Origin of the sequence: Enhydrobacter sp. (assembly GCA_025808875.1) — a bacterium.
GTDB lineage: Bacteria > Pseudomonadota > Alphaproteobacteria > Reyranellales > Reyranellaceae > Reyranella.
This window is the reverse complement of record CP075528.1, coordinates 4871321-4894096: the sequence shown is the minus strand read 5'-3', so window position 1 is coordinate 4894096 and position 22776 is coordinate 4871321. Positions and strand designations below refer to the sequence as shown.

Annotated in this window: 16 protein-coding genes and 1 riboswitch; of the genes, 7 read left to right on the top strand and 9 right to left on the bottom strand. The window is 64.7% G+C overall.

Annotation, left to right across the window (positions count from 1 at the left end; translation table 11 throughout):
• Positions 1 to 27 precede the first annotated feature (27 nt).
• Positions 28 to 1113, bottom strand: coding sequence for a DNA polymerase IV (dinB, locus tag KIT25_24270; GenBank protein UYN95091.1), 1086 nt, complete (start codon positions 1111 to 1113; stop codon positions 28 to 30).
• A 47-nt stretch (positions 1114 to 1160) separates the two neighbouring features.
• Here dinB and KIT25_24265 point away from each other — a divergent pair, with 47 nt between their 5' ends.
• A complete protein-coding gene (locus KIT25_24265; GenBank protein ID UYN95090.1) occupies positions 1161 to 1544 on the top strand; it encodes a nuclear transport factor 2 family protein in 384 nt (127 codons plus the stop codon).
• On the opposite strand, the gene KIT25_24260 is transcribed toward KIT25_24265, so the two are convergent.
• From KIT25_24260 to KIT25_24225, 8 genes are all read right to left on the bottom strand, one after another.
• Positions 1545 to 3041: an efflux transporter outer membrane subunit gene (locus KIT25_24260; protein ID UYN95089.1), complete on the bottom strand. Its 1497-nt coding sequence runs from the start codon at positions 3039 to 3041 to the stop codon at positions 1545 to 1547.
• Positions 3038 to 6313 (bottom strand): efflux RND transporter permease subunit, encoded by a 3276-nt coding sequence (locus KIT25_24255; protein UYN95088.1) that lies wholly within the window; start codon positions 6311 to 6313, stop codon positions 3038 to 3040. The genes KIT25_24260 and KIT25_24255 overlap by 4 nt, the downstream gene beginning before the upstream one ends.
• Entirely contained in the window at positions 6310 to 9435 is a 3126-nt protein-coding gene (locus KIT25_24250) for an MdtB/MuxB family multidrug efflux RND transporter permease subunit (protein ID UYN95087.1), read from the bottom strand. The genes KIT25_24255 and KIT25_24250 overlap by 4 nt, the downstream gene beginning before the upstream one ends.
• An 11-nt stretch (positions 9436 to 9446) precedes the next feature.
• Positions 9447 to 10676: an MdtA/MuxA family multidrug efflux RND transporter periplasmic adaptor subunit gene (locus tag KIT25_24245; GenBank protein ID UYN95086.1), complete on the bottom strand. Its 1230-nt coding sequence runs from the start codon at positions 10674 to 10676 to the stop codon at positions 9447 to 9449.
• 97 nt (positions 10677 to 10773) lie between these two features.
• Positions 10774 to 12585: a phosphomethylpyrimidine synthase ThiC gene (gene thiC / locus KIT25_24240; GenBank protein ID UYN95085.1), complete on the bottom strand. Its 1812-nt coding sequence runs from the start codon at positions 12583 to 12585 to the stop codon at positions 10774 to 10776.
• A gap of 45 nt (positions 12586 to 12630) precedes the next feature.
• Positions 12631 to 12751, bottom strand: a riboswitch (TPP riboswitch).
• A gap of 36 nt (positions 12752 to 12787) precedes the next feature.
• Positions 12788 to 13981 carry a CoA transferase gene (locus tag KIT25_24235; GenBank protein UYN95084.1) on the bottom strand — a complete coding sequence of 398 codons (1194 nt, stop codon included), beginning with the start codon at positions 13979 to 13981 and terminating at the stop codon, positions 12788 to 12790.
• Positions 13982 to 13988: 7 nt separating this feature from the next.
• On the bottom strand, positions 13989 to 14366 hold the full coding sequence (locus tag KIT25_24230) for a hypothetical protein (protein ID UYN95083.1): 378 nt from the start codon (positions 14364 to 14366) through the stop codon (positions 13989 to 13991).
• Between the two features lie 18 nt (positions 14367 to 14384).
• A complete protein-coding gene (locus KIT25_24225; GenBank protein ID UYN95082.1) occupies positions 14385 to 14915 on the bottom strand; it encodes a hypothetical protein in 531 nt (176 codons plus the stop codon).
• 112 nt (positions 14916 to 15027) lie between these two features.
• Between KIT25_24225 and KIT25_24220 the strand changes: the two genes are divergently transcribed.
• From KIT25_24220 to KIT25_24195, 6 genes are all read left to right on the top strand, one after another.
• Positions 15028 to 15996: a tripartite tricarboxylate transporter substrate binding protein gene (locus tag KIT25_24220; protein ID UYN95081.1), complete on the top strand. Its 969-nt coding sequence runs from the start codon at positions 15028 to 15030 to the stop codon at positions 15994 to 15996.
• A 91-nt stretch (positions 15997 to 16087) separates the two neighbouring features.
• Positions 16088 to 17941: an ABC transporter substrate-binding protein gene (locus KIT25_24215; GenBank protein UYN95080.1), complete on the top strand. Its 1854-nt coding sequence runs from the start codon at positions 16088 to 16090 to the stop codon at positions 17939 to 17941.
• Between the two features lie 22 nt (positions 17942 to 17963).
• Positions 17964 to 19058 carry a microcin C ABC transporter permease YejB gene (gene yejB, locus KIT25_24210; GenBank protein UYN95079.1) on the top strand — a complete coding sequence of 365 codons (1095 nt, stop codon included), beginning with the start codon at positions 17964 to 17966 and terminating at the stop codon, positions 19056 to 19058.
• Positions 19058 to 20077 carry an ABC transporter permease gene (locus KIT25_24205; protein UYN95078.1) on the top strand — a complete coding sequence of 340 codons (1020 nt, stop codon included), beginning with the start codon at positions 19058 to 19060 and terminating at the stop codon, positions 20075 to 20077. Before yejB ends, KIT25_24205 begins: the two co-directional genes overlap by 1 nt.
• Positions 20074 to 21705 carry an ABC transporter ATP-binding protein gene (locus KIT25_24200; protein ID UYN95077.1) on the top strand — a complete coding sequence of 544 codons (1632 nt, stop codon included), beginning with the start codon at positions 20074 to 20076 and terminating at the stop codon, positions 21703 to 21705. Before KIT25_24205 ends, KIT25_24200 begins: the two co-directional genes overlap by 4 nt.
• 104 nt (positions 21706 to 21809) lie before the next feature.
• Positions 21810 to 22772: a TAXI family TRAP transporter solute-binding subunit gene (locus tag KIT25_24195; GenBank protein UYN95076.1), complete on the top strand. Its 963-nt coding sequence runs from the start codon at positions 21810 to 21812 to the stop codon at positions 22770 to 22772.
• Positions 22773 to 22776: the final 4 nt, after the last annotated feature.

Here is a 22776-nt window from a genome sequence, read left to right as displayed (position 1 = left end):
AGCTCCCGAGGCGGGCACCAACACCCGTCAGGACAGGCCGAGGGTGAGTTGCGGCGAGGGTGCCGCCTCCTGCGGCCGGTCAAGATTGTGCAGCGACACGCCGAGCAGGCGCACGCGCTTCTCGAGCGGCAGGATCGAGCGCACGAGTTCGACGCTGGTCCGTTCCAGCTCCTCGCGGCTCGACAGAAGCGACGGCAGGGTCCGGCTGCGGGTCACGATCTGGAAGTCGGCGTACTTGATCTTCACCGTCACGGTGCGGCCGGAAATTCCGGTGCGCTCACAGTAACCCCAGACGTCGTCGAGTACCGAGCAAACCCCCTCCTCGAGCTCGGCCGGCGTGCCGAGGTCCCGGAGGAAAGTGGTCTCCGAGCCGATCGACTTGCGCGGCCGGTCGGGGACGACGCGACGATGATCCTCGCCGCGTGCGATGGCGTGATACCAGGGACCCGACTTGCCGAAATACTGCGTCAGGAATTCGAGCGACTGGGCCTTGAGATCGGCGCCGGTGTGGATGCCCAACCGCTTCATCCTGGCTTCGGTCGCCGGCCCCACGCCATGGAACCGCCCGACCGGCAGTCCTTCGACGAAGGCCGGTCCGCGCTCGGGCGGAATGACATACTGGCCGTTGGGCTTGCGGTGGTCCGAAGCGAGCTTGGCCAGGAACTTGTTGTAGGAGATGCCGGCCGACGCGGTCAGCCCCGTCTCGGCGAGGATGCGGGCCCGGATCTCGCGGGCGATCTCGGACGCGAGCGGGATGTTCCTGAGATTGGTCGTGACGTCGAGATAGGCTTCGTCGAGCGACAGCGGCTCCACCAGCGGCGTGTACTCCAGGAAGATCGCGCGAATCTGCTGCGACACCTGCTTGTAGACGTCGAAGCGAGGTTTGACGAACGACAGCTCGGGACAGAGACGGCGCGCGGTCGCCGAAGCCATCGCCGAGCGAACGCCGAATTGCCGCGCCTCGTAACTCGCCGCCATGACCACGCCGCGCTCGCGCGCACCGCCCACCGCGACCGGCCTGCCGCGCAGCGAGGGGGCGTCGCGCTGCTCCACGGACGCGTAGAAGGCGTCCATGTCGAGATGAATGATCTTGCGAATCGTCGGCTCGGCCATCGCCCCCGGATTATGCCATGATCGGCCGCAAACGAAGGAGGAGCGCCATGCCTGTCGACGCCAAGTTGATGAAGGATATTTCCGCAGCCTTCAACAGTCGCGATGTCGAGCGGATCGTCAGCCATTTCACCGACGATGCCACTTTCTGGCTGGCGCGCGGGCCCGAGCCCGTCGGCCGCACGCTGGCCGGCAAGGCCGCCATCCGCAAGGCGCTGGCCGACCGCTTCGAGGTGATCCCCGACATGCGCTGGGACCACAAGGAGTACATCTTCGCCGGCGATCGGGCGATCTCGGTCTGGACGGTGAAAGGCAAGGGCGCCGACGGCGAGGACCTCAACTACGAGGGCTGCGACATCTATACCTTCCGCGGCGACAAGATCGTGGCCAAGAACACCTTCTGGAAAATGGTTGAGCACAAGGACCGATTGTAGTCAGAACGGCCACCAGCTCGCCTTCTTGACCCGCCGGCTCGTTTCCGAACCGGCGACCGGCACCGGTGGCGGCAAGTCCTGCTCGCGCCAGCCGCCGCCCAGCGCCGACACGAGATTGGCGCTGGCGGTGAAGCGGGCGAGGCGAATGTTGATCAGGGTCTGCTCGGCACCGAGCGCCGTCGTTTGCGCCTGGATCACCGTCGTGTAGGCGACCGTGCCCGCCTGATACTGATTGATCGACAGCCGCTCGGCATCGCGCGCCGCCGCGACTGCGCGACGCTGGATCGCCTCCTGTTCGGCCAGATAGCGCTGCTGGGCGAGCGCGTCCTCGACCTGCTGGAAGGCAGCGATAACGGTCTGCCGATATTGCGCCACCGTGCGGTCGTAGTTGGCTCGCGCGCCTTCGACCTGGGCGCCGCGGGCGCCGCCGTCGATCAGGGTGCCGGCCAGCTGTGGACCGAGCGACCATACGGCCGAGCCGATCTGTAACAGATTGCCGATCACCGTGCTCAGGAAGTTGATGCTGGCCGTGAAGGTGAAGTCGGGGAAGTAGGCTGCCTGGGCCACGCCGATCTGCGCGTTGGCCGACGCCATCTGCCGTTCCGCCGAGGCCACGTCCGGCCGCCGTTCGAGCAGCGCCGATGGCACGCCGGCGTCGAGAGTCGGAACGTCGCCAGGCGGCGTGCCTTGGGCGATGCTGAGTTCGGCCGGCGCGCGGCCGATCAGGGCGGCGACGGCATGCTCGAACTGGGCGCGATTGGCGCCCTCGGCGACGTAGAGGGCGCGCGTCTGCTCCAGGATGGTCTGCGCCTGCGCCAGGTCGAGCCGGGAGGCGATCCCGGCATTCATCTGATTGCGCACGATCTCCAGCGAGCGCGCGTAGGCCGCGATCGACCGCTGGTAGAGCGCGCGGCGTTCGTCCGAAATCCGCAGCGAGAAGTAGTTGGCCACGAGATTGGACTGGATGGACAGGCGAGCTGCCGCCAGATCGGCGGCGCTCGCCTGCGCCGCCGCCGAATCGCTCTCGATGGTACGGCGGATACGACCCCAGACGTCGACCTCCCAAGTCAGGCTGCCGCCAACGGCATACTGGCCGACCGAGTTGCCGACAGTGCCGCTCGCGCTGCGCGTGCCGGAGCTGGAGCTGGTCTGCTGCATGGACCCCGAGAAGCCGACCGTGGGATAGAGCGGCGATTGACTCTGGCGGATCAACGCCACGGCCTGCCGATAGGCGGCCTCGCTCTGCTTGAGCGTCTGGTTGGACACGTCGACCTGGGCGGCGAGATGATCGAGTTCGGCGTCGCCATACAGTGTCCACCACGGCCCCCGGTCCACGGTCTCGCGCGGCATCGCCGGTCGAAAGTCGACGCCAAGCACTTCCTTGTAGGAAACCGTTGGCGCGGTCGCCGGCGACGGCCGTTCGTAGTCCGGCCCGATGAGGCATCCCGACAGGACCAGCGAGGCCATGAAAACGGAAGCACAGCGCAACGGCCTCATGCGTGCGCCTCGAAGCCGCCCATGCGCCGCGCCAGCCGGCTCGCTGGATCGCGATCGCGCCGGCGAAAGCGGTCGAGATAGAGATAGATTACCGGGGTCGTGTAGAGGGTCAGGATCTGGCTGACGGCAAGGCCGCCGATGATCGCGATGCCGAGCGGCCGTCGCAACTCGGCGCCGTCGCCGAAGCCGACCGCGAGCGGCAACGCCCCGAGCATGGCCGCGACCGTGGTCATCAGGATCGGGCGGAGGCGCAGCAGGCAAGCCTGGTGGATGGCGGTGCGCGGGTCGAGCCCCTGGTTGCGCTCGCGCTCGAGCGCCACGTCGATCATCATGATGGCGTTCTTCTTGACGATGCCGATCAGCAGCAACACGCCGATCATGGCGATGATGCTGAACTCGACCTGGGAGTACTGCAGCGCGAGCAGCGCGCCGAGGCCAGCCGACGGCAAGGTCGACAGGATGGTGAGAGGATGGATGTAGCTCTCGTAGAGGACGCCGAGCACGATGTAGATCGTGACCAGCGCCGCCAGCACGAGCAGCAACTGGTTGTTCAGCGACTGCTGGAAGGCGCGCGCCGTGCCTTGGAAGGAGCCATGGATGGTGGCTGGCACCCCGATCTCGCGCATCGTCGCATTCACGTAGTCGACCGCGTCGCTCAGCTTCCTGCCGACTGCCAGATTGAAGGACACGGTCGTCGCCGGGAACAAGCCCTGATGGCTGACCGACACCGGCGTCGTGCCGAACTCGGCGCGCGTCAGCTGCATCAAGGGAATCATCCTCTCCGGAGCCGTGCTGACAGCGGCCGCGGTCGAGGCCGCGCCCCGACCGCCGACTGCGATCTGGTTGGTGCGTTGATTGCGCACGGCTGCGGCCGGATCGGCGGACGTTCCCTGAACACTGGTCGCGGTGACGATGGCGGACGTCGCCGACGCGCCGCTGATCGTACCGCCGCTGGTGCTGACGTAGAGTTCCTTCAGTGTCTCGGGGCTGGCCCAGTACTGCGGCGCCACTTCCATGACGACGTGATACTGGTTGAGCGGATTGTAGATCGTCGACACCTGTCGCTGCCCGAAGGCGTCGTAGAGCGTCGCGGCGATCGATCTCGTACTCACCCCCAGACGACTCGCCGCGTCGCGGTCGATCGTCAGGTCGATCTGCAACCCGCGTTGCTGCTGATCCGAATCGACGTCGGTGATGACCGAGGTGTCCTGGCGCAGCGCCTCCACAAGCTTCGGCGCCCATTCGTAGAGCTCTGCCAGTGAGTCCGCCTGCAGGGCGAACTGGTACTGCGAACTGCTCTGGCGGCCGCCGATCCGGATGTCCTGCACGGCCTGCAGGAAAAGATTGGCGCCGACCACTTGTGCAAGCTTGATCCGCAGACGCGCGATCACCTGGTCGGCCGGTATGTCGCGCTCCTTGAGCGGCTTGAGCGTGGCGAAGACGAACCCCGTGTTGGTCTGAAACCCGCCGGTGAAGCCCGCCACGCTCTCGATCGCGGGATCCTCTCCCATGATGCGGATGAACTGGCGGAACTTGCCGCGCATCGACTGGAAGGAGATGCTCTGGTCCGCCCGGATGAAGCCAACGATGCGGCCGGTGTCTTGCTGCGGGAAGAAGCCCTTGGGAATCGTCACGTAGAGCTGGATGTTCAGGATGACGGTGCCGAGAAACACCAGCATCGTCAGCCGCGGATGACGCAGCACCCAGCCGAGCGTCTGCCCGTAGAAGGCATGCATGCCCGCGAAGCGACGTTCGGCGAACCGGGACAGTCTCCCCGGTGGACGTTCCGGGCCCGGCGGCTTGAGCACGTGGGCGCACATCATCGGCGTGGTGGTCAGCGAAACCACCATCGAGATCACGATGGCGATCGACAGGGTCATGGCGAATTCACGGAACAATCGCCCGACGATGCCCTCCATCAACAGGATCGGCACGAACACCGCGACAAGCGACAGCGTCATGGAGACGACCGTGAAGCCGACCTCCCGGGCACCCAGGAGAGCGGCTTCCGCTCGTGACATGCCCTGCTCGATGTGCCGTTGGATGTTCTCGAGCACGATGATGGCGTCATCGACCACAAAGCCGGCCGCGATGGTAAGCGCCATGAGCGACAGGTTGTTGAGGCTGTAGCCCAGCAGGTACATGACGCCGAAAGTGCCCACCAACGACACGGGCACGGCGACCGACGGCACCAATCCGGCGCGGAACGAGCGCAGGAACGCGAAGGTCACCAGCACGACGAGGACTACCGCGATGGTCAGCGCGTGCTCGACCTCCCGCAGCGAGGCGCGGATGGTCGTGGTCCGGTCCGACACCACCGACACGTCGACGTCATTGGGCATCGCCGCCTGCAGGTCGGGCAGCATCGCCCTGATCCGGTCGACCGTCTCAATGATGTTCGCGTTGGGCTGCATATAGACGATCACCAGCACCGAGCGCTTGCCGTTGGCCTGACCTTCGTTGCGGATGTTCTCGGTAGCGTCGATCACCTCGGCGACGTCGGAGAGACGCACCGGTGCGCCGTTGCGCCAGGCGACGATCAGCGGCCGGTACTCTTCGGCCGTTCGGGACTGGTCGTTCGTGTAGATCTGGTACCGCGTGTCGCCGACCTCGATCGCCCCCTTGGGCGTGTTGGCGTTTGCGGCGGCGAGCGCGGCACGAACGCTCTCCAGCCCGATGCGATACTGAGTCAATGCGCCAAGGTCGATTTCCGCGCGCACGGCGGGCAGCGAGCTGCCGCCGATCGCCACTTGGCCGACGCCGCTCACCTGGCTGAGCTTCTGCTGCAGGATGTTCGAGGCGGCATCGTAGAGCCGGCCCTGGCCGATCGTGTCCGACGTGAGGGCGAGCACGATGGCCGGTGCGGCGGCGGGATTGATCTTGCGATAGACCGGATTGCTGCGCAGGTCGCGCGGCAAGTCGACCCTTGCCGCATTGATGGCGGCCTGCACGTCGCGCGCCGCCCCGTCGATGCTGCGGGACAGGTCGAACTGCAATGTGATGCGGGAATTGCCGACCGTGCTGGTCGAAGTGATCTCGGTGACACCGGAGATGGCTCCGAGCCGGCGCTCCAGCGGCGTCGTCACGCTGGTCGCCACGGTCTCGGGCGACGCGCCCGGCAGGGACGCCTGGACCTGGATGGTCGGAAACTCGACTTTCGGCAGGGGAGCGACCGCGAGCTTCGTGAACGCCATCAACCCGGCCAGCATGATGCCGACAGTGAGCAGGGTCGTCGCGACCGGCCGCGCTACGAAGGGAGCGGCGAGGTTCATGGCCGCATGACCGGATGCAGGGGCGTGTCGAGGGGCAACCCCCGCAAGCGTCGTCCGAGCCGATCGAAGGCGAGATAGATCACCGGCGTCGTGAACAGCGTCAGGAGCTGACTGACGATGAGGCCGCCGACGATCGTGATGCCGAGCGGCTGGCGTAGCTCCGAGCCGGTGCCGGTGCCGAGCATCAGCGGCAGGGCGCCGACCAGCGCGGCGATGGTGGTCATCAGGATCGGACGGAAGCGCAGCAGGCAGGCCTGATAGATCGCCTCGTGCGGCGTCTTGCCCTCGTTGCGTTCGGCATCGAGGGCGAAGTCGATCATCATGATCGCGTTCTTCTTCACGATGCCGATCAGCAGCACGATGCCGATGATGGCGACCACGGTGAGGTCGCGGCCGGCGACCATGAGCGCCAGCAGCGCACCGATGCCCGCCGACGGCAGGGTCGACAGGATCGTGACCGGATGCACGTAGCTCTCGTAGAGCACGCCCAGCACGATGTAGACGGTCACGATCGCCGCGAGAATCAGCAAAAGCTGGCTGTCGAGCGCCTTCTGGAAGGCCAATGCCGCACCCTGGAAATGCGACCTGATGGAGCTTGGCATCTCGATCTCGCGCTGGGCCGCCTGAATCGCCTCCACGGCGTGCCCGAGCGATGCGCCCGGCGCCAGGTTGAACGAAATCGTGGTCGCCGGGAACTGGCCGATACGATCGAGGCGCAGCGGCGCGCTGCGCTGCTCGAAACTGGCGACGGCCGGCAGCGGTACCTGCTTGCCGCCGGCACCCGGCAGATAGAGGCTGTAGAGGGAGTCGAGCGAGCTGCCGAACCGCGGATCGACTTCGTAGATCACCCTGTACTGGTTCGACTGGGTATAGATGGTCGAAACTTGGCGCTGGCCGAACGCATCGTAGAGCACGTTGTCGATGGAAGCCGCCGTGATGCCGAAGCGCGCCGCTGCATCTCGGTCGATGCGGATGAACATCGCCAGCCCCTTGCTCTGCAGGTCGCTCGCGACGTCGACGATTTCTGGAATTTGCGACATTCGCGCGACGAGGCGCGGCACCCAGGCCTCGAATTCGTCCGGATTGGCGGTCTCGAGGACGAACTGGTACTGCGTGCGGCTCACCGTCGAATCGACGGTGAGATCCTGTGACGGCTGCATGTAGAGCGAGATTCCGTGCACCTGGGCAGCGGCAAGCTGCAATCTGCGGATGATCTCGCTGGCAGTCGCCGTGCGTTGCTCTCTCGGCTTGAGGTTGATCAGCATGCGCCCGGAATTAAGAGTCGGGTTGGTGCCGTCCACGCCCACGAAGGAGGACAGACTCTCGACGTCGGGATCGCCCAGGATGACGTCTGCGAGAGCCTGCTGACGCCGGGCCATGGCCTCGAACGAAACGCTTTGCGGTCCTTCGGTGACGGCCTGGATGAGGCCATTATCCTGCACCGGGAAGAAGCCTTTGGGAATCACGATGTAGAGCAGCACCGTGAGCAGCACCGTCGCGACGGCGACCACCAGCGTCAACGGCTGGTGGCGCAGCACCACCACGAGCGCGCGATCGTACAGGTCGATCAGCCGGGCGAACCACCGCGCGCCGAACACGTGCGGCTCGCGATACCGGCCATGGCCGGCCAGCGCGCCGCTGGCGCGGCGCCGCAGCAGCTTGGCGCACATCATCGGCACGAGCGTCAGCGAGACCACCGCGGACAAGAGGATGGTGACGGAAAGCGTCACCGCGAACTCGCTGAACAGGCGGCCGACCACGTCGCTCATGAACAGGAGCGGGATCAGCACGGCGATCAGGGAGACCGTCAACGAGACGATGGTGAAGGCGATCTGGCGGGACCCCTTGAGCGCGGCCTCCTCGGGGGCGTCGCCCGCCTCGATGTAGCGCGCGATGTTTTCGATCATCACGATGGCGTCGTCGACAACGAAGCCCGTGGCGATCGTCAGCGCCATGATCGAAAGGTTGTTCAGGCTGAAGTCGGCGAGATACATCACCGCCAGCGTGCCCACGAGCGAAAGCGGCACGGACAGGCTGGGGATCAGCGTCGCCCGCCAATCGCCGAGGAACAGGAAAATGACAGCGACCACCAGCACGACGGCGAACGAAAGTTCGATCTGCACGTCGCGCACCGAAGCACGGATCGTCACCGTCCGGTCCGTGAGCACGGTCACGTCGAGCGACGGCGGCAGCGTGCTGCGCAGCTGCGGCATCAGTGCCTTGATGTTGTCGACGACGGCGATGACATTGGCACCGGGCTGGCGTTGCACATTCACGATCACCGCCTGGGTCGTGTTCATCCAGGCCGCAAGCCGGTTGTTCTCCTGCGCCTCCTCGACCGTGGCCACGTCGCGCAGCCGCACCGGAGCTCCGTTGCGGTAGGTGACGATGACATTGCGGAACGTCTCGATATCGGTGATCTGGTCGTTCGCATTGATGGTATAGGCACGCGCCGGCCCGTCGAAATTGCCCTTCGGCGTGTTGACGTTGGCGGTCGTGATCGTCGTGCGCAGATCGTCGATGTTGATGCCATAGGCGGCCAATGCTGTCGGGTTGGCGCGGATGCGCACGCCGGGCTTCTGCCCCCCCTCCAGCGAGACCAAACCGACGCCGGGCAGCTGGGCGATCTTCTGGGCGAGCCGCGTGTCGACCAGATCGTGCACCCTGGTGAGCAGCTCCGTCGTCGACGTGATCGCCAGCGTCAGGATGGGCGCGTCGGCCGGGTTGACCTTGGCGTAGATGGGCGGCGCCGGCAGGTCGCCCGGGAGCAGATTGCCAGCCGCATTGATCGCCGCCTGGACCTGCTGCTCGGCGACGTCGAGACCGAGCGCGAGGTCGAACTGCAGCGTGATGGCCGATGCACCGGCCGAGCTGGTCGACGTCATCTGATTGAGGCCCGGCATCTGGCCGAACTGGCGCTCGAGCGGCGCGGTCACCGACGACGTCATCACTTCAGGCCCCGCGCCGGGATAGAGCGTCAGCACCCGGATGGTCGGGTAGTCGACCTGCGGCAGCGCCGACAGCGGCAGGAACCGGTAGGCGATCATGCCGACCAGCATGATCGCGACCATCAGCAGCGAGGTCCCGACGGGGCGCTCGATGAAGACCCGCGAGGGGTTCATGCGCGACCGCGCTAGTGGCTGGAAGGGGTGCGCCGCTGCGGTCGGGCGGCGCCGTTGGGGCCCCGGGATTCGCCGCCTGGAGCGGCGGCTACCGGCCGTTCGCCCGCGCCGCGCACGCGGCGAATCTTCGCGCCGTCGCGCAGCCGGTCGGTGCCATCCACCACCACCTGGTCGCCAGCCTGCAACCCCTTGATCACGGCGATCCCGACACCGTCGGTGACGCCAGTCTCGATCACACGGGTTTCCACCGTGTCGTCGGCCCTCGCCAGGTAGACGAAGGTACCGATCGGGCCGCGCTGGATGGCCGCCACCGGCACCACCGTGGCGCCGCGCACCGTGTCGACCAGCAGGCGAACATTGACGAACTGGTTGGGGAAGAGCTTCTCGTCGGTGTTGTCGAAGATGGCGCGCAACCGGACCGTACCCGTCGTCATGTCGATCTGATTGTCGGTCGTGGCGAGACTGCCGATGGCCAGCTCGTTCTGCTGGCTGCGATCGAGCACGCGGACCTCGAGGGACCCGCCGGCGCGCATGCGCTCGCGCACCGCCGGCAGGGTATCCTCGGGGATGGCGAACAGCACCGACATCGGCTGCATCTGGGTGATCACGCAGATGCCGGTGGCGTCGCCCATCGTCACGTAGTTACCTCGGTCGACGAGACGCAGACCGATGCGGCCGGTCACCGGCGCCGTGATGCGGGTATAGGCAAGATTGAGCTTGGCCTGGTCGACCAACGCCTGGTTCGCGACGATGGTGGCCTCGTATTGCCGCACCAGCGCGGCCTGAGTGTCGTATTGCTGGCGGGCGATCGATTCCTGGGCCACCAGGGTCTTGTAACGCGCGAGATCGATCTGTGCGTTCTTGAGCAGCGCGTGATCACGCCCCAAGGTGCCTTCGGCCTGCTGCAGGGCGACCTCGTACGGGCGCGGATCGACGACGGCGAGCAAGTCACCCTGCTTGACGTGCTGGCCTTCCTCGAACTCGACCTGGACGAGCTGGCCGGTGATTTGCGTCTTGACGGTGACGGTGGCCAGCGGCGTCACCGTACCCAAGGCCCTGAGCACGATCGGGATGTCGCCCTTGGCCGCCGTCGCCGTGCCCACGGGAATGGCGAAGTTCACTCCCGCACGTGGCTGCTGCCGCGCCGGCGGTGGCGCGCTTTTTTGGGAGATGTACCAGCCGGCCCCTGCGACCACGGCAAGCCCCAACCCAATCCCTAGTAGGGTCCGCAGTCGCTTCATCGCCTAATATGTCCCTGATCCCAAGACCGTCCCTCTCTATACGCAGGGTCGGCTCGGAGTCTCCCCCGCCTATGCAGGGCGCGCAAGGCAGCCTACTTCAGTCGACCGCCGTGTCCGGAACATAGAGCTGGTTGCCGCCGGCTCTGAACTTCTCGCTCATCTCCTGCATGCCGCGGGCGGCATAGTCGCGGATATCCTGGGTGATGCGCATGGAGCAGAACTTCGGCCCGCACATGGAGCAGAAGTGTGCCGTCTTGTGCGCCTCCTTGGGCATCGTCTCGTCGTGGAACTTCTCGGCCGTGGCGGGATCGAGCGACAGGTTGAACTGATCCTTCCAGCGGAACTCGAAGCGTGCCTTGGAGAGCGCGTCGTCGCGCAGCCGCGCCGCGGGATGACCCTTGGCGAGGTCGGCAGCGTGGGCGGCGATCTTGTAAGTGATGACGCCGACCTTCACGTCGTCACGGTCGGGCAGCCCGAGATGCTCCTTGGGCGTGACGTAGCAGAGCATCGCCGTGCCGAACCAGCCGATCATGGCGGCGCCGATGCCCGAGGTGATGTGGTCGTAGCCCGGTGCGATGTCGGTGACGAGCGGCCCCAGAGTGTAGAACGGCGCCTCGCCGCATTCGCGCAGCTGCTTGTCCATGTTGACCTTGATCTTGTGCATGGGTACATGGCCCGGGCCTTCGATCATGACCTGGCAGCCCTTGTCCCAGGCGACCTTGGTAAGCTCTCCCAGCGTCTCCAACTCGGCGAACTGCGCGGCGTCGTTGGCATCGGCGTTGCAGCCGGGCCTGAGCCCATCACCCAGCGAGAACGACACGTCGTACTTGCGCATGATGTCGCAAATGTCACCGAAATGCTCGTAGAGGAAGCTCTCGCGATGCTCGGTGAGGCACCACTGCGCCATCATCGAGCCCCCACGGCTGACGATACCGGTGACGCGCCTGGCGGTCAGCGGGACGTGGGCGAGCCGCACGCCGGCATGGATGGTGAAGTAGTCGACACCCTGCTCGCACTGCTCGATCAAGGTATCGCGATAGACCTCCCAGCTCAGCTTGGTCGGATCGCCGCCGACCTTTTCCAATGCCTGGTAGATCGGCACCGTGCCGATCGGCACCGGCGCGTTGCGCACGATCCATTCCCGCGTGTCGTGGATGTTGCGGCCAGTCGACAGGTCCATGACCGTGTCGGCACCCCAGCGGATCGCCCACACCATCTTCTCGACCTCTTCCTCCATCGACGAGGACACCGCCGAGTTGCCGATGTTGGCGTTGATCTTGACCAGGAAATTGCGGCCGATGATCATCGGCTCGAGTTCGGCGTGATTTATGTTGGCGGGGATGATGGCGCGGCCCGCTGCCACTTCCCGGCGCACGAACTCCGGCGTGATGAAATCGGGCAATGCCGCGCCGAAGCTCTCGCCGTCGGCCAGGCGCTCCTTGGCGAGCTCGTGCGCTGCCTTGCGGCCGAGGTTCTCGCGAGCCGCCACATAGATCATCTCCTTGGTGACGATGCCGGCGCGCGCCCATTCGAATTGCGTGATCGGCTTGCCGTCGAGCCCGCGCAGCGGCCGTGGGCTGTTGGCGAACGGCTGCAGCGCCGAGACCTTCACGTTGCCGTTGTCGACCGCCTGGATCGGCCGGCCGGCATATTCCTCGACGCCGTCGCGCGCCTGCACCCAGGCGCGGCGCGTGCGTGCCAGGCCCTTGCTCACGTCGATAGGGATCGACGGATCGGTGTAGGGGCCGGTCGTGTCGTAGACGCGAACACTCGGTTCGGTCGGCACGCTGAGCTCGATCTCGCGCAGGGGTACGCTGAGGTCGGGCGACTCGTCGGGGGTGATGTAGATCTTGCGCGAGGCGGGCAGTGGCCCGGTGGTCACATTCGGAGTGGCGATGATGCTATCCATGACAAGGATCTCCCGTAGCTGAACAGACGGAGACCCGGCGCGTCGTGCAAAGGAGATATCCTGTCCCTTCGCCGGCATGACCCGGATCAGGTTCAAAGGGTCACCGCGCTGCCGATATCGGCCGTCGGTATCTCAGCCCCCTGTCGGGGCACCCCTTGGACGAGATCACTCTAGCGGGAATCGTGCCGGTGCAAAACCCGGTTCAGACGACCGCCTGTTTGCGCATTTCTGCGATTTCGTCAGCGGAATAACCAGCCTCTGCCAGCACCTCATCGGTGTGCTGGCCAAGCTTGGCCGGCGGTCGGTCGACCGAGCCGCCACCATGCTCCAGGCGGAAGCCCGAGCCCACGACCTGGATGGGGCCATGCTCGGTCTCGACCGTCTGCAGCACGGTGCGGTGCTTCATCAGGTCCAGCCTGGCGGTCTCGGGGATGGAGAGGACGCGGCCGGCCGGCACGTCGGCCTTGGCGAAGCGCTCGGCCCAGGTGGCCGAGGTCTCCTTGGTCATCGCCGCCTCGACTATCTCGTGCAGCGCCTTGTTGTTGTCGATGCGCTTGGGCCAGTCGGCGAAGCGCGGATCGGCCAGCACTTGCTCGCAGCCCAGCACCTTCATCAGGCGTTGGAACTGCGGATCGGTCATGACGGCCAGCACCATCCAGCCGTCTCCGGTCTTGAAGAGATTGCCGGTTGGCTTGCGGGTCACGGAGAGGTTCTGCGCCTGCTCATGCACGCGGCCGGTCATCAGGTGCTCGGTGAACTGCTGGGCGAGGTAACCCATCACCGCATCGATCATCGCAACGTCGACCAGCTGGCCCTTGCCGGTGTGGGTGCGTTGGAACAGCGCCGCAGCGACGCCGAACGACGCCGTCGCCCCTGACATCACGTCGGCACCAGCGAATCCTACGCGCGTCGGGCCGTTGGACGGAAAACCCGTGATCGACATCAACCCCGACATCGCCTGGATCATGCCGTCGAACGCCGCCGTCGCGCGCTCCGGACCGACCTGGCCGAAACCCGACACGGCGCAATAGATGAGCTTCGGATTGATCACCTTCAGCGTCTCGTAGCCGATGCCGAGCTTGTCCATCACGCCCGGCCGGAAGTTCTCCATCACCACGTCGACCTTGGGCACCAGGCGCTTGATGATGTCGATCGCCTTGGGCTGCTTGAGATCGAGCGTGATCGACCGCTTGCCGGCATTGACCGCGACCCACGGCGCGGCCAGCCCGCGCTTCTCCCAGTCGTTGGCGCGGTTGCCGTAGCGCATGTCGTCGCCTTCGCGCGCCTCGACCTTGATCACGTCGGCACCCAGCAGGGCGAGCTGATAGGAACCGTACGGTCCCGCCAGCACGCGCGTGAAATCCAGGACCTTTACTCCGGTGAAAGGTTTGCTCATGGCTTGCTTAGGCGACGCCGGCCTTCTTGCGCTGGTCGAACGCGACCTGCTTCACCTTGTCGAACTCGGCGCGGCGCTTCGCGACCTCCTCGGGCGGCATGCGCTCGAGGTTGTTGTAGTCCCGCTTCCAGTCGCCGTCGTCGTTCCAGCGCAGCGGCGACTGAACAGTCGTGCGTGGGCCTACGGCGCTCTCCAGCACCTTGAGCGCGAGATCGAGCGTGAAGCGCTGCGTGTCGGGTTCGTGCGGCTTGCCGCACGAGTTGCCGAGCGGGAAGTCGCTGAACAGGAAGCGCGGCACGCCCACCCATTCAACGATGTCCTTGGCGGCCCCCATCACCACGGTCGGGATGCCGTTCCTCTCGAGATATCGGGCGATCAGACTCACGGTCTGATGGCAGACGGGTCACGTCGGCACCAGGAGCGCCGCATCGACTGAGTCCTGTCGACAGCGTTCGAGAATTTGCGGCGCGTCCGTCTCGAGGGTAACGCGCTGGCTGCGGTTGGTCGGAGCTCCATGGAAGCGCCCAGCGAGCTTGAACCGCCCCGCCTTGGCGAATTCGCGCATCAACGGCAGCGGGAACCATGTATTCGAATCCGTCGCCGTCGTGTGCTTGCGGTCGTAGCCGATGTGCGAGATGCGCGTGTCGTGGTCGACCGACATGTCGCCCGAATACACCGAATAGAACTTGGCGGAGGCGTTGTAGACGGCCCCGGGACCCTGATCTCCCTTGTCGGGCTGATAGGGGGCGGCCGTGCTGATCAGGGCCAAGGTGCTGTCCCGCAGCGGCTTCTTCAGCGGCTGGAACGGCGCGTCGACATAGTGCGCCCAGCGATAGGGATTGTCGTATCCCAAGGCGAGGTAGTAGTCGCGCGTGCGCCGCATGTACTCGATGGGCGCGTCGTATTCGGGCGCGAAGTTGGAAGTATCGGCCATTGTCCAAAACTGAGGCGGTTGGTGCGTGAAGTCAATTCGCGCACGCCTCCAGAGCGATGACATTTCGTCAGGCGTGCTCTAGGTTTCTCACAATTCGAGGGGAGGATACATCGTGATCAGTTTGACCCGCCGCGCAGCCATCGGCGCCGGTGCCGCCTTCGCCATCGCGCCGGCGGCGCTGGCCCAGGCCTGGCCCTCCAAGCCGATCCGCTTCCTGGTGCCGTACCCGGTCGGGGGTATCGTCGACATCGTCGCGCGCACGATCGGCGAGCCTCTGGCGGTCGAACTCGGTCAACCGGTCGTGGTCGATCCCAAGCCCGGTGGCAATTCGACGCTCGCCACGGCAATGGTGCCGCAGGCCCCGGCTGATGGATACACGTGGGTAATCGCCACCATCAGCCATGTCGTGGCGCCACATCTGCAAGCCGTCAGCTACGACGTATTGAAGGATTTCCAGGGCGTCGCACTGGTCGCGGTCGCGACCTCGGTCGCTACCGTCAATGCGAGCTTGCCGATCCACAATCTCAAGGAGCTGGTCGAGTACGGCCGCGCCAATCCGGGCAAGCTCAACTACCTCAATCCGGGTAACGGCTCGTCGATCCATCTCTCGGCCGAGCTGCTGAAGAGCTACGCCAAGTTCGACATGACGGCGGTGCCCTACCGCGGAATTCCGCCGGGACTGCCCGACCTGCTCGAGGGACGGTTGCAGGTGGGGTTGCTGCCCGGACCGCTGGCCCTCCCGCATGTTCAATCGGGCAAGCTGCGTGCCATCGCCTTCATCGGCGACAGGCGCAGTAAGGTCCTTCCCGACGTCCCGACTTTCGCCGAGCAGGGTTTCGGCGATGCCCAGGTCATGAGCTGGTACACGATCGCGGTCCGTTCCGGAACGCCTTCGGAGATCGTCAAGCGCATCCACGACGCGACAATGAAGGTGGTTGCCATCCCGGAGACACGGGAACGCTTCGACAAGGCATCCTGCGAGGTCCCGTCCGCGCGCACGCCCGATCAGGTGCAAGCCCTCTATGCCTCCGACTATGCGCGCTATGGCAAGCTCGTGAAGGATGCCGACATCAAGGGATGAAGCTGACGACAATGTAATCCGGCAGCCATAGTGCGGCCCAACTCCCACGGGCTATATAGTTCCCGACGGGGACCGATTTGGGAGCGCACTCATGGCGATCGGAAGGCGCAACTTGCTGGCAGGCGGCGCAGCCCTGTGGCTGGGCGGAGCTCCTGCTCTCCTGCATGCCCAGGGTGTGCCGAAGATCCATACCGGTCACGGTTTCGCCATCCATGGCCAGCCCAAGTACCCGGCCGACTCGGGTCCGCCGGAGTACTTCAATCCGAACGCACCCAAGAGCGGCACCGTTCGCCTCGGCGCCCGCGGCACGTTCGATTCGCTGCACCCGTTCATCGTCAAGAGTGTGCCCGCGGCGGCGATAACCTCGATCTGGGACACCCTGTGCTGGGCGTCGCGCGACGAAGCCTCGACCGAGTACGGCTTGATCGCGCAAAGCATGGAGTGGCCCGAGGATCGCTCATGGGTGGCATTCACGCTGCGGCCCGAGGCGCGCTTCCACGACGGCAGTCCGATCACCGTCGAAGACGTCATCTTCACGTTGGACATCCTCAAGACCAAGGGTGCCCCCAACTACGCCTTCTATTATCACGATGTGATGTCGGCCGAGAAAGTCGGCGACCGCAAGGTGCTGTTCAAGTTTCGTGACGCCGGCAACCGTGAGCTGCCGATGATCGTCGGGCAGCTTCCCATCCTGCCGGCGAAATGGTGGGCGAGTCGCGACTTCGAGAAGGTGTCGCTCGAAGTGCCGCTCGGAAGCGGCCCTTACAAGGTCGATTCGTTCGACCCCGGTCGCTTCATCGCCTATCGCCGGGTGCCGGATTGGTGGGCCAAGGATCTCTGGATGAATCGGGGCCGCCATAATTTCGAGATCATCCGGTACGAGTACTACCGCGACGCCACGGTGCAGTTCGAAGCCTTCAAGGCGGGCGATCTCGACCTTCGCCAAGAGAACATCGCGCGCAACTGGTCGACCGCCTACGACATCCCACCGGTGAAGGACGGTCGCCTGGTGCGCGACGAGATTCCCCACGAACTGCCGACCGGCATGCAGTGCTTCGCCTTCAACACCAGGCGCGACCTGTTCAAGGATCGCCGGGTGCGCGAGGCGATCGGCCTGATGTTCGACTTCGAGTGGAGCAACAAGAACCTCTTCTATGGCCTCTACAAGCGCAACGTCTCCTACTTTGGCAACTCGGAGCTCGCCTCGTCCGGCCTGCCCTCGCCCGCCGAGTTGAAATACCTCGAACCGCTACGCGGCAGGATTCCTGACGAAGTCTTCACCAGGGAGTTCAAGCTGCCTGTTACCGACGGCACCGGCAACGTGCGCGCTCAGGCAAGGCAGGCACTGGCGCTGCTCAAGGACGCGGGTTGGGAGATCAAGGACGGCAAGATGACGGAGGCGAAGAGCGGCAGAAAGCTCGCCTTCGAGTTCCTGCTGAACGATGCCAGCTTCGAACGCGTCGCCTTGCCCTACAAGCAGAACCTCGAGCGCATCGGCATCGACATGACAGTGCGTACCGTCGATACCGCACAGTTCAAGCGGCGCGACGACGAGTTTGACTTCGACATGATCCTCGCGGGCTTCGGCCAGTCGCTTTCGCCGGGCAACGAACAGCGCGACTATTGGGGATCGCGGGCGGCCGACACCAAGGGCAGCCGCAACACGATCGGCGTCAAAGACGCCGCTATCGACAGCCTGATCGATCAGCTGATCGTCGCGCCGGACCGCGAAGCCCTGATCGCCGTCACTCACTCCCTCGATCGCGTTCTGTTGTGGAGCCATTTTGTCGTGCCGAACTGGCACAACAACAAGGCGTTCGTGGCCTACTGGAATCGCTTCTCCCGTCCCGCCAAGTCGGCGAAGTACGCGCCCGTCGCCTTCGACACCTGGTGGGTCGACGACGAGAAGGAGCGGGCGCTGCGCCAGCGCGGCGAAGGAAAGTGAACGGCCAGCTCGCGACGCCTCGATGCTAGCCTACATCCTGCGCCGTCTGATGCTCGTCGTGCCGACGCTTGTCGGCATCATGGTCATCAACTTCGTGGTGATCCAGGCGGCGCCCGGCGGGCCGGTCGAACAGATGCTCGCCCAGATCCAGGGAACGGCGGTCGGCGCGACCGAGCGCTTCTCCGGCAGCGCAACGGGTGGCGAGACGGTGCGTGGCACCCAATCGGAGTCGGCCGGCGCCTATCGCGGTGCGCGCGGCTTGCCGCGTGAGCTGATCGAGCGGATCGAGAAGATGTACGGGTTCGACAAACCGGTGCACGAACGTTTCCTGCTGATGATGAAGAACTACCTCGTCTTCGATTTTGGCGAGAGCTTCTTCAGCAACAAGCGAGTCGTCGATCTGGTGATAGAGAAACTGCCGGTGTCGATTTCACTCGGCCTTTGGACGACCTTGCTTATCTACCTCGTGTCGATCCCCCTCGGCATCGCCAAGGCCGTGCGCGACGGCAGTCGCTTCGACCTCTCGACCTCGACGACATTGATCGTACTGAACGCGATTCCCGGTTTCCTGTTCGCTCTGCTGCTCGTTGTCCTGTTCGCCGGCGGGAGCTATTTCAAGTGGTTCCCGCTGCGCGGTCTCGTCTCCGACGATTGGCAGGAACTGGGCCTGATCGGCAAGATCACCGACTATTTCTGGCACATGGCCCTGCCGATCGGCGCCATGGTGATCGGCGGCTTCGCCTCCCTCACTTTCCTGACCAAGAACTCGTTCATCGAGGAGCTGCACAAGCAGTACGTGCTCACGGCACGAGCGAAGGGACTGGTCGAGCGCCGGGTGCTCTATGGCCACGTCTTCCGCAACGCCATGCTGATCGTCATCGCGGGCTTCCCCGCCGCCTTCTTGGGTGTCCTGTTCACGGGCTCGCTCCTGATCGAGGTGATCTTCTCGCTCGACGGGATCGGCCTCCTCGGATTCGAAGCGGCCCTGAATCGCGACTATCCGGTGATGTTCGGTACGCTCTACTTCTTCGGGTTGATCGGGCTGTTGATGGGCATCGTCGGTGACCTCATGTACACGATCATCGACCCGCGCATCGACTTCGAGGCGCGCGCCTGATGAGTCCGCTCAATCGCCGCCGCCTCGCGATCTTTCGCTCCAGCAGGCGCGGCATGATCTCACTGATCGTGTTCGGTCTACTCTTCGCAGTGTCTCTGTGCGCCGAACTGCTGGCCAACAATCGCCCGATCCTCATCTACTATGATGGCGGCGTATACTCGCCGATGCTTCGCGACTATCCCGAGACGACGTTCGGCGGCGATCTGCCGACGAACACCGTGTACACCGATGTCGAGGTTCAGGAGCTGATCGCGAAGAAGGGCTGGATCCTGTGGCCGCCAATTCCGTACAGCTACGACACCGTGATCCGCGGCGAAGGCCGCAAGGCCCTGCTGCCGCCATCGGCCGGTCATTGGCTTGGAACGGACGACCAGGCCAGGGATGTCATGGCGCGTCTGATCTACGGCTTCCGGATCTCGGTGTTGTTCGGACTGGCGCTGACGGTCCTGAGCACCGTAATCGGCATCGCCGCCGGTGCGGTCCAGGGCTACTTTGGCGGTTGGGTGGATCTTCTGTTCCAGCGTTTCCTCGAGATTTGGTCGAGCATGCCGACGCTGTACCTGCTGATCATCCTGGCAAGCTTCATCCAGCCGAGTTTCTGGGTACTGCTCGGCATCATGCTGCTGTTCAGCTGGATGGCGCTGGTCGGCGTGGTCCGAGCCGAGTTCCTCCGGGGTCGCAATTTCGACTATGTCAGGGCGGCCCGCGCCCTCGGGATGTTGGACGCCCGCATCATGTTCCGGCACATCCTGCCAAACGCCATGACGGCGAGCCTCACCTTCCTACCCTTCATCCTGGCCGGCTCCGTGACAACGCTCACGTCGTTGGATTTTCTTGGCTTCGGCCTGCCCGCCGGTTCGCCATCGCTGGGCGAACTGTTGCTGCAGGGCAAGAACAACCTCAATGCCCCCTGGCTGGCCCTCACCGGCTTCGCCGTCATCGCGCTCATGCTGTCGCTGCTGGTTTTCATCGGCGAGGCGGTGCGCGACGCCTTCAACCCGCGCAAGGTTCCGACATGAGCGAGCCTCTCCTCCAGGTCCGTGACCTGTCCGTCACGTTCGGCACCGATGGCGCCGAAGTGAGGGCCGTGAACCGGGTCAGCTTCGACATCGCCCGCGGCGAGACTTTGGCACTGGTCGGCGAGTCGGGCTCGGGCAAGTCGGTGACGGCTCTGTCGGTCCTGCAACTGCTGCCCTATCCCATGGCGAAGCATCCCTCGGGATCGATCCTCTTCCAGGGTCGGGAGCTGGTCGGCGCGCCGGCCCGCGAGTTGCTGGCAGTTCGCGGCGACCGGATCTCGATGATTTTCCAGGAACCCATGACCTCGCTCAACCCCCTGCACACGATCGAGCGGCAGGTGAATGAAGTCTTGATCCTGCACAAGGGCCTGAACCGCGACGCGGCGCGCCGCCGTACCCTCGAGCTGCTGGAGCAGGTCGGAATTCCTGAAGCCGCCCGGCGACTGGACGCCTATCCCCATCAACTCTCCGGAGGACAACGCCAGCGCGTCATGATCGCCATGGCTCTCGCCAACGAGCCCGATCTCCTGATCGCCGACGAGCCGACAACGGCACTCGACGTCACCATACAGGCGCAGATATTGAAGCTGCTGAAGACCTTGCAGGCGCGCTACGGCATGGCGCTGTTGTTCATCACTCACGATCTCGGAATCGTGCGCAAGATGGCGGACCGGGTCTGCGTAATGACCAATGGCCGGATCGTCGAGCAGGGTCCGGTCGCCCAGGTCTTCGATCGTCCCCAGCACTCCTACACGCAACACCTGCTGTCGGCCGAGCCCAAGGGTAAGCCCGTGGAGTTCGACTCCACTGCGCCGGAATTGTTGCGCCTCGACGATCTCAAGGTGCATTTTCCCATCAAACGCGGCGTGCTGCGCCGTACGGTGGGACACGTCAAGGCCGTCGATGGTGTCAGTATCGCGCTGAAGGAAGGTCACACGATCGGACTGGTGGGTGAATCGGGTTCGGGGAAGACGACACTCGGCTTGGCCCTCCTGAAACTCGAGAAAAGTCAGGGTGGTATCCGGTTCGACGGCTTGGATCTCCAAGCCATGAGCCAACGCGACATACGTCCCCTGCGGCGACAGATGCAGATCGTGTTCCAGGATCCGTACAGCTCACTGAGCCCACGAATGTCGGTGGGTGAGATTGTCGGCGAAGGCCTCGACGTTCACAGGATCGGCACCGAGGCGGAGCGCAGCCGCATGATCGACGAGGCGTTGCGCGAAGTGGGCCTGGAACCCGCGATGCGGGTGCGCTATCCACACGAATTCTCAGGCGGCCAGCGGCAACGAATATCGATCGCCAGGGCGCTGGTACTCAAGCCGCGTCTCATCGTGCTCGACGAACCGACGTCCGCTCTCGACATGAGCGTGCAGGCGCAGATTGTCGATCTGTTGCGTGATTTGCAGCGCCGTCACAAACTTGCCTATCTTTTCATCAGCCATGACCTCAAGGTCGTACGGGCCCTGGCCGACGAGGTCGTGGTGCTTCGGCACGGAAAGGTCGTCGAGCGAGGCCCCGCCACCAAGATCTTCGCCGCACCCCAGACGCCCTACACCCAGGCGCTGATTGCCGCGGCCTTCAATCTGGAGGCCATCGGAGTCGAGAGTCGCGCGGTCACCAGCTGACTTGCGAAAGGCCGGACTTGCGGTCGAGGTGCACCGAACCTAAGAGAGGCTCATCGAAGGGTTTCCGGCCTCGGAAATCCGGACCGTTTGGGAGGAAGCTGTTTATGAGTTACATGCGTAGGGGTTTGTTTGCCGCGGCGATCGCCTTTGTCGGAACGGCCGCATTCGCCCAGCCCAAAACCATGACTTTGGGCACCGCCTCCGTGGGCGGCACCTACTTCGTCTATGGCGGGGTTGTCGCCAAGATCCTGACCGACAAGACGGGCATCCAGGTTTCGACCCAGCAAACCCAGGGGCCGAACCAGAACGTCATCCTGGTCGACGACAAGAAGATCGAGCTCGGCATGACGACGATGGGCGTCGCGTTGCAGGCCTGGACCGGCAAAGGTGATTGGACCAAGGGCAAGAAGTTCGAGAACATCCGCGCCCTGTTCCCGATGTACGACACGCCCATGCAGTGCGTCGCGCTCAAGAAGTCCGGCCTCACCAGCTTCAAGCAGCTCGAAGGCAAGACCGTCGGCGTCGGCCCCAGGGCGGGGACGCCCGGGACTTACCTGCCGTTGTTCTTCGAGGCACTGGGAATGAAGGTAACCATCCGCAACGGCCAGGGCGCCGACATGGGCAGCCAGCTCGGTGACGGCATCCTCGACGCATTCTGCTTCGGCGCCGGCCTGCCGATCCCGATCTTCTCGCAACTCGATGCGGAAAAGGAAGTGGTTTTCTTCACCTGGACGGACGCAGAGCGTGAGGCAATCCGCAAGAAGATGCCGGAGTGGTCCGAGGCGGTGATCCCCAAGGGCACCTACAAGTCGCAGACGGCGGACCAGAAGACTATCGGTCTCTACAACTTCGGCATTGCCCACAAGGACATGGCCGACGACGTCGCGTATCTCGTCACCAAGACCATCCTGGAGAACAATGCAGCGATGGTGCAGGGCCATGCCGCGGCTTCCGAGACCATAGCCAAGAACGCCGACCGCAACGCCTTCCTTCCCTTCCACCCGGGCGCGGTCCGTTACTACAAGGAGAAGGGCATATCGCTGAACCCTGCGACGCTGCCCAAGTAAGCAG

What these genes read in the sequence shown, in the direction of transcription:
- KIT25_24235 (UYN95084.1), bottom strand. Translation starts at nt 13,981, where the DNA reads ATGAGCAAACCTTTCACCGGAGTAAAGGTCCTGGATTTCACGCGCGTG.
- KIT25_24245 (UYN95086.1), bottom strand. Translation starts at nt 10,676, where the DNA reads ATGAAGCGACTGCGGACCCTACTAGGGATTGGGTTGGGGCTTGCCGTG.
- KIT25_24215 (UYN95080.1), top strand. Translation starts at nt 16,088, where the DNA reads ATGGCGATCGGAAGGCGCAACTTGCTGGCAGGCGGCGCAGCCCTGTGG.
- dinB (UYN95091.1), bottom strand. Translation starts at nt 1,113, where the DNA reads ATGGCCGAGCCGACGATTCGCAAGATCATTCATCTCGACATGGACGCC.
- KIT25_24205 (UYN95078.1), top strand. Translation starts at nt 19,058, where the DNA reads ATGAGTCCGCTCAATCGCCGCCGCCTCGCGATCTTTCGCTCCAGCAGG.
- KIT25_24250 (UYN95087.1), bottom strand. Translation starts at nt 9,435, where the DNA reads ATGAACCCCTCGCGGGTCTTCATCGAGCGCCCCGTCGGGACCTCGCTG.
- KIT25_24225 (UYN95082.1), bottom strand. Translation starts at nt 14,915, where the DNA reads ATGGCCGATACTTCCAACTTCGCGCCCGAATACGACGCGCCCATCGAG.
- KIT25_24255 (UYN95088.1), bottom strand. Translation starts at nt 6,313, where the DNA reads ATGAACCTCGCCGCTCCCTTCGTAGCGCGGCCGGTCGCGACGACCCTG.
- KIT25_24265 (UYN95090.1), top strand. Translation starts at nt 1,161, where the DNA reads ATGCCTGTCGACGCCAAGTTGATGAAGGATATTTCCGCAGCCTTCAAC.
- KIT25_24260 (UYN95089.1), bottom strand. Translation starts at nt 3,041, where the DNA reads ATGAGGCCGTTGCGCTGTGCTTCCGTTTTCATGGCCTCGCTGGTCCTG.
- thiC (UYN95085.1), bottom strand. Translation starts at nt 12,585, where the DNA reads ATGGATAGCATCATCGCCACTCCGAATGTGACCACCGGGCCACTGCCC.
- KIT25_24195 (UYN95076.1), top strand. Translation starts at nt 21,810, where the DNA reads ATGAGTTACATGCGTAGGGGTTTGTTTGCCGCGGCGATCGCCTTTGTC.
- KIT25_24200 (UYN95077.1), top strand. Translation starts at nt 20,074, where the DNA reads ATGAGCGAGCCTCTCCTCCAGGTCCGTGACCTGTCCGTCACGTTCGGC.
- yejB (UYN95079.1), top strand. Translation starts at nt 17,964, where the DNA reads ATGCTAGCCTACATCCTGCGCCGTCTGATGCTCGTCGTGCCGACGCTT.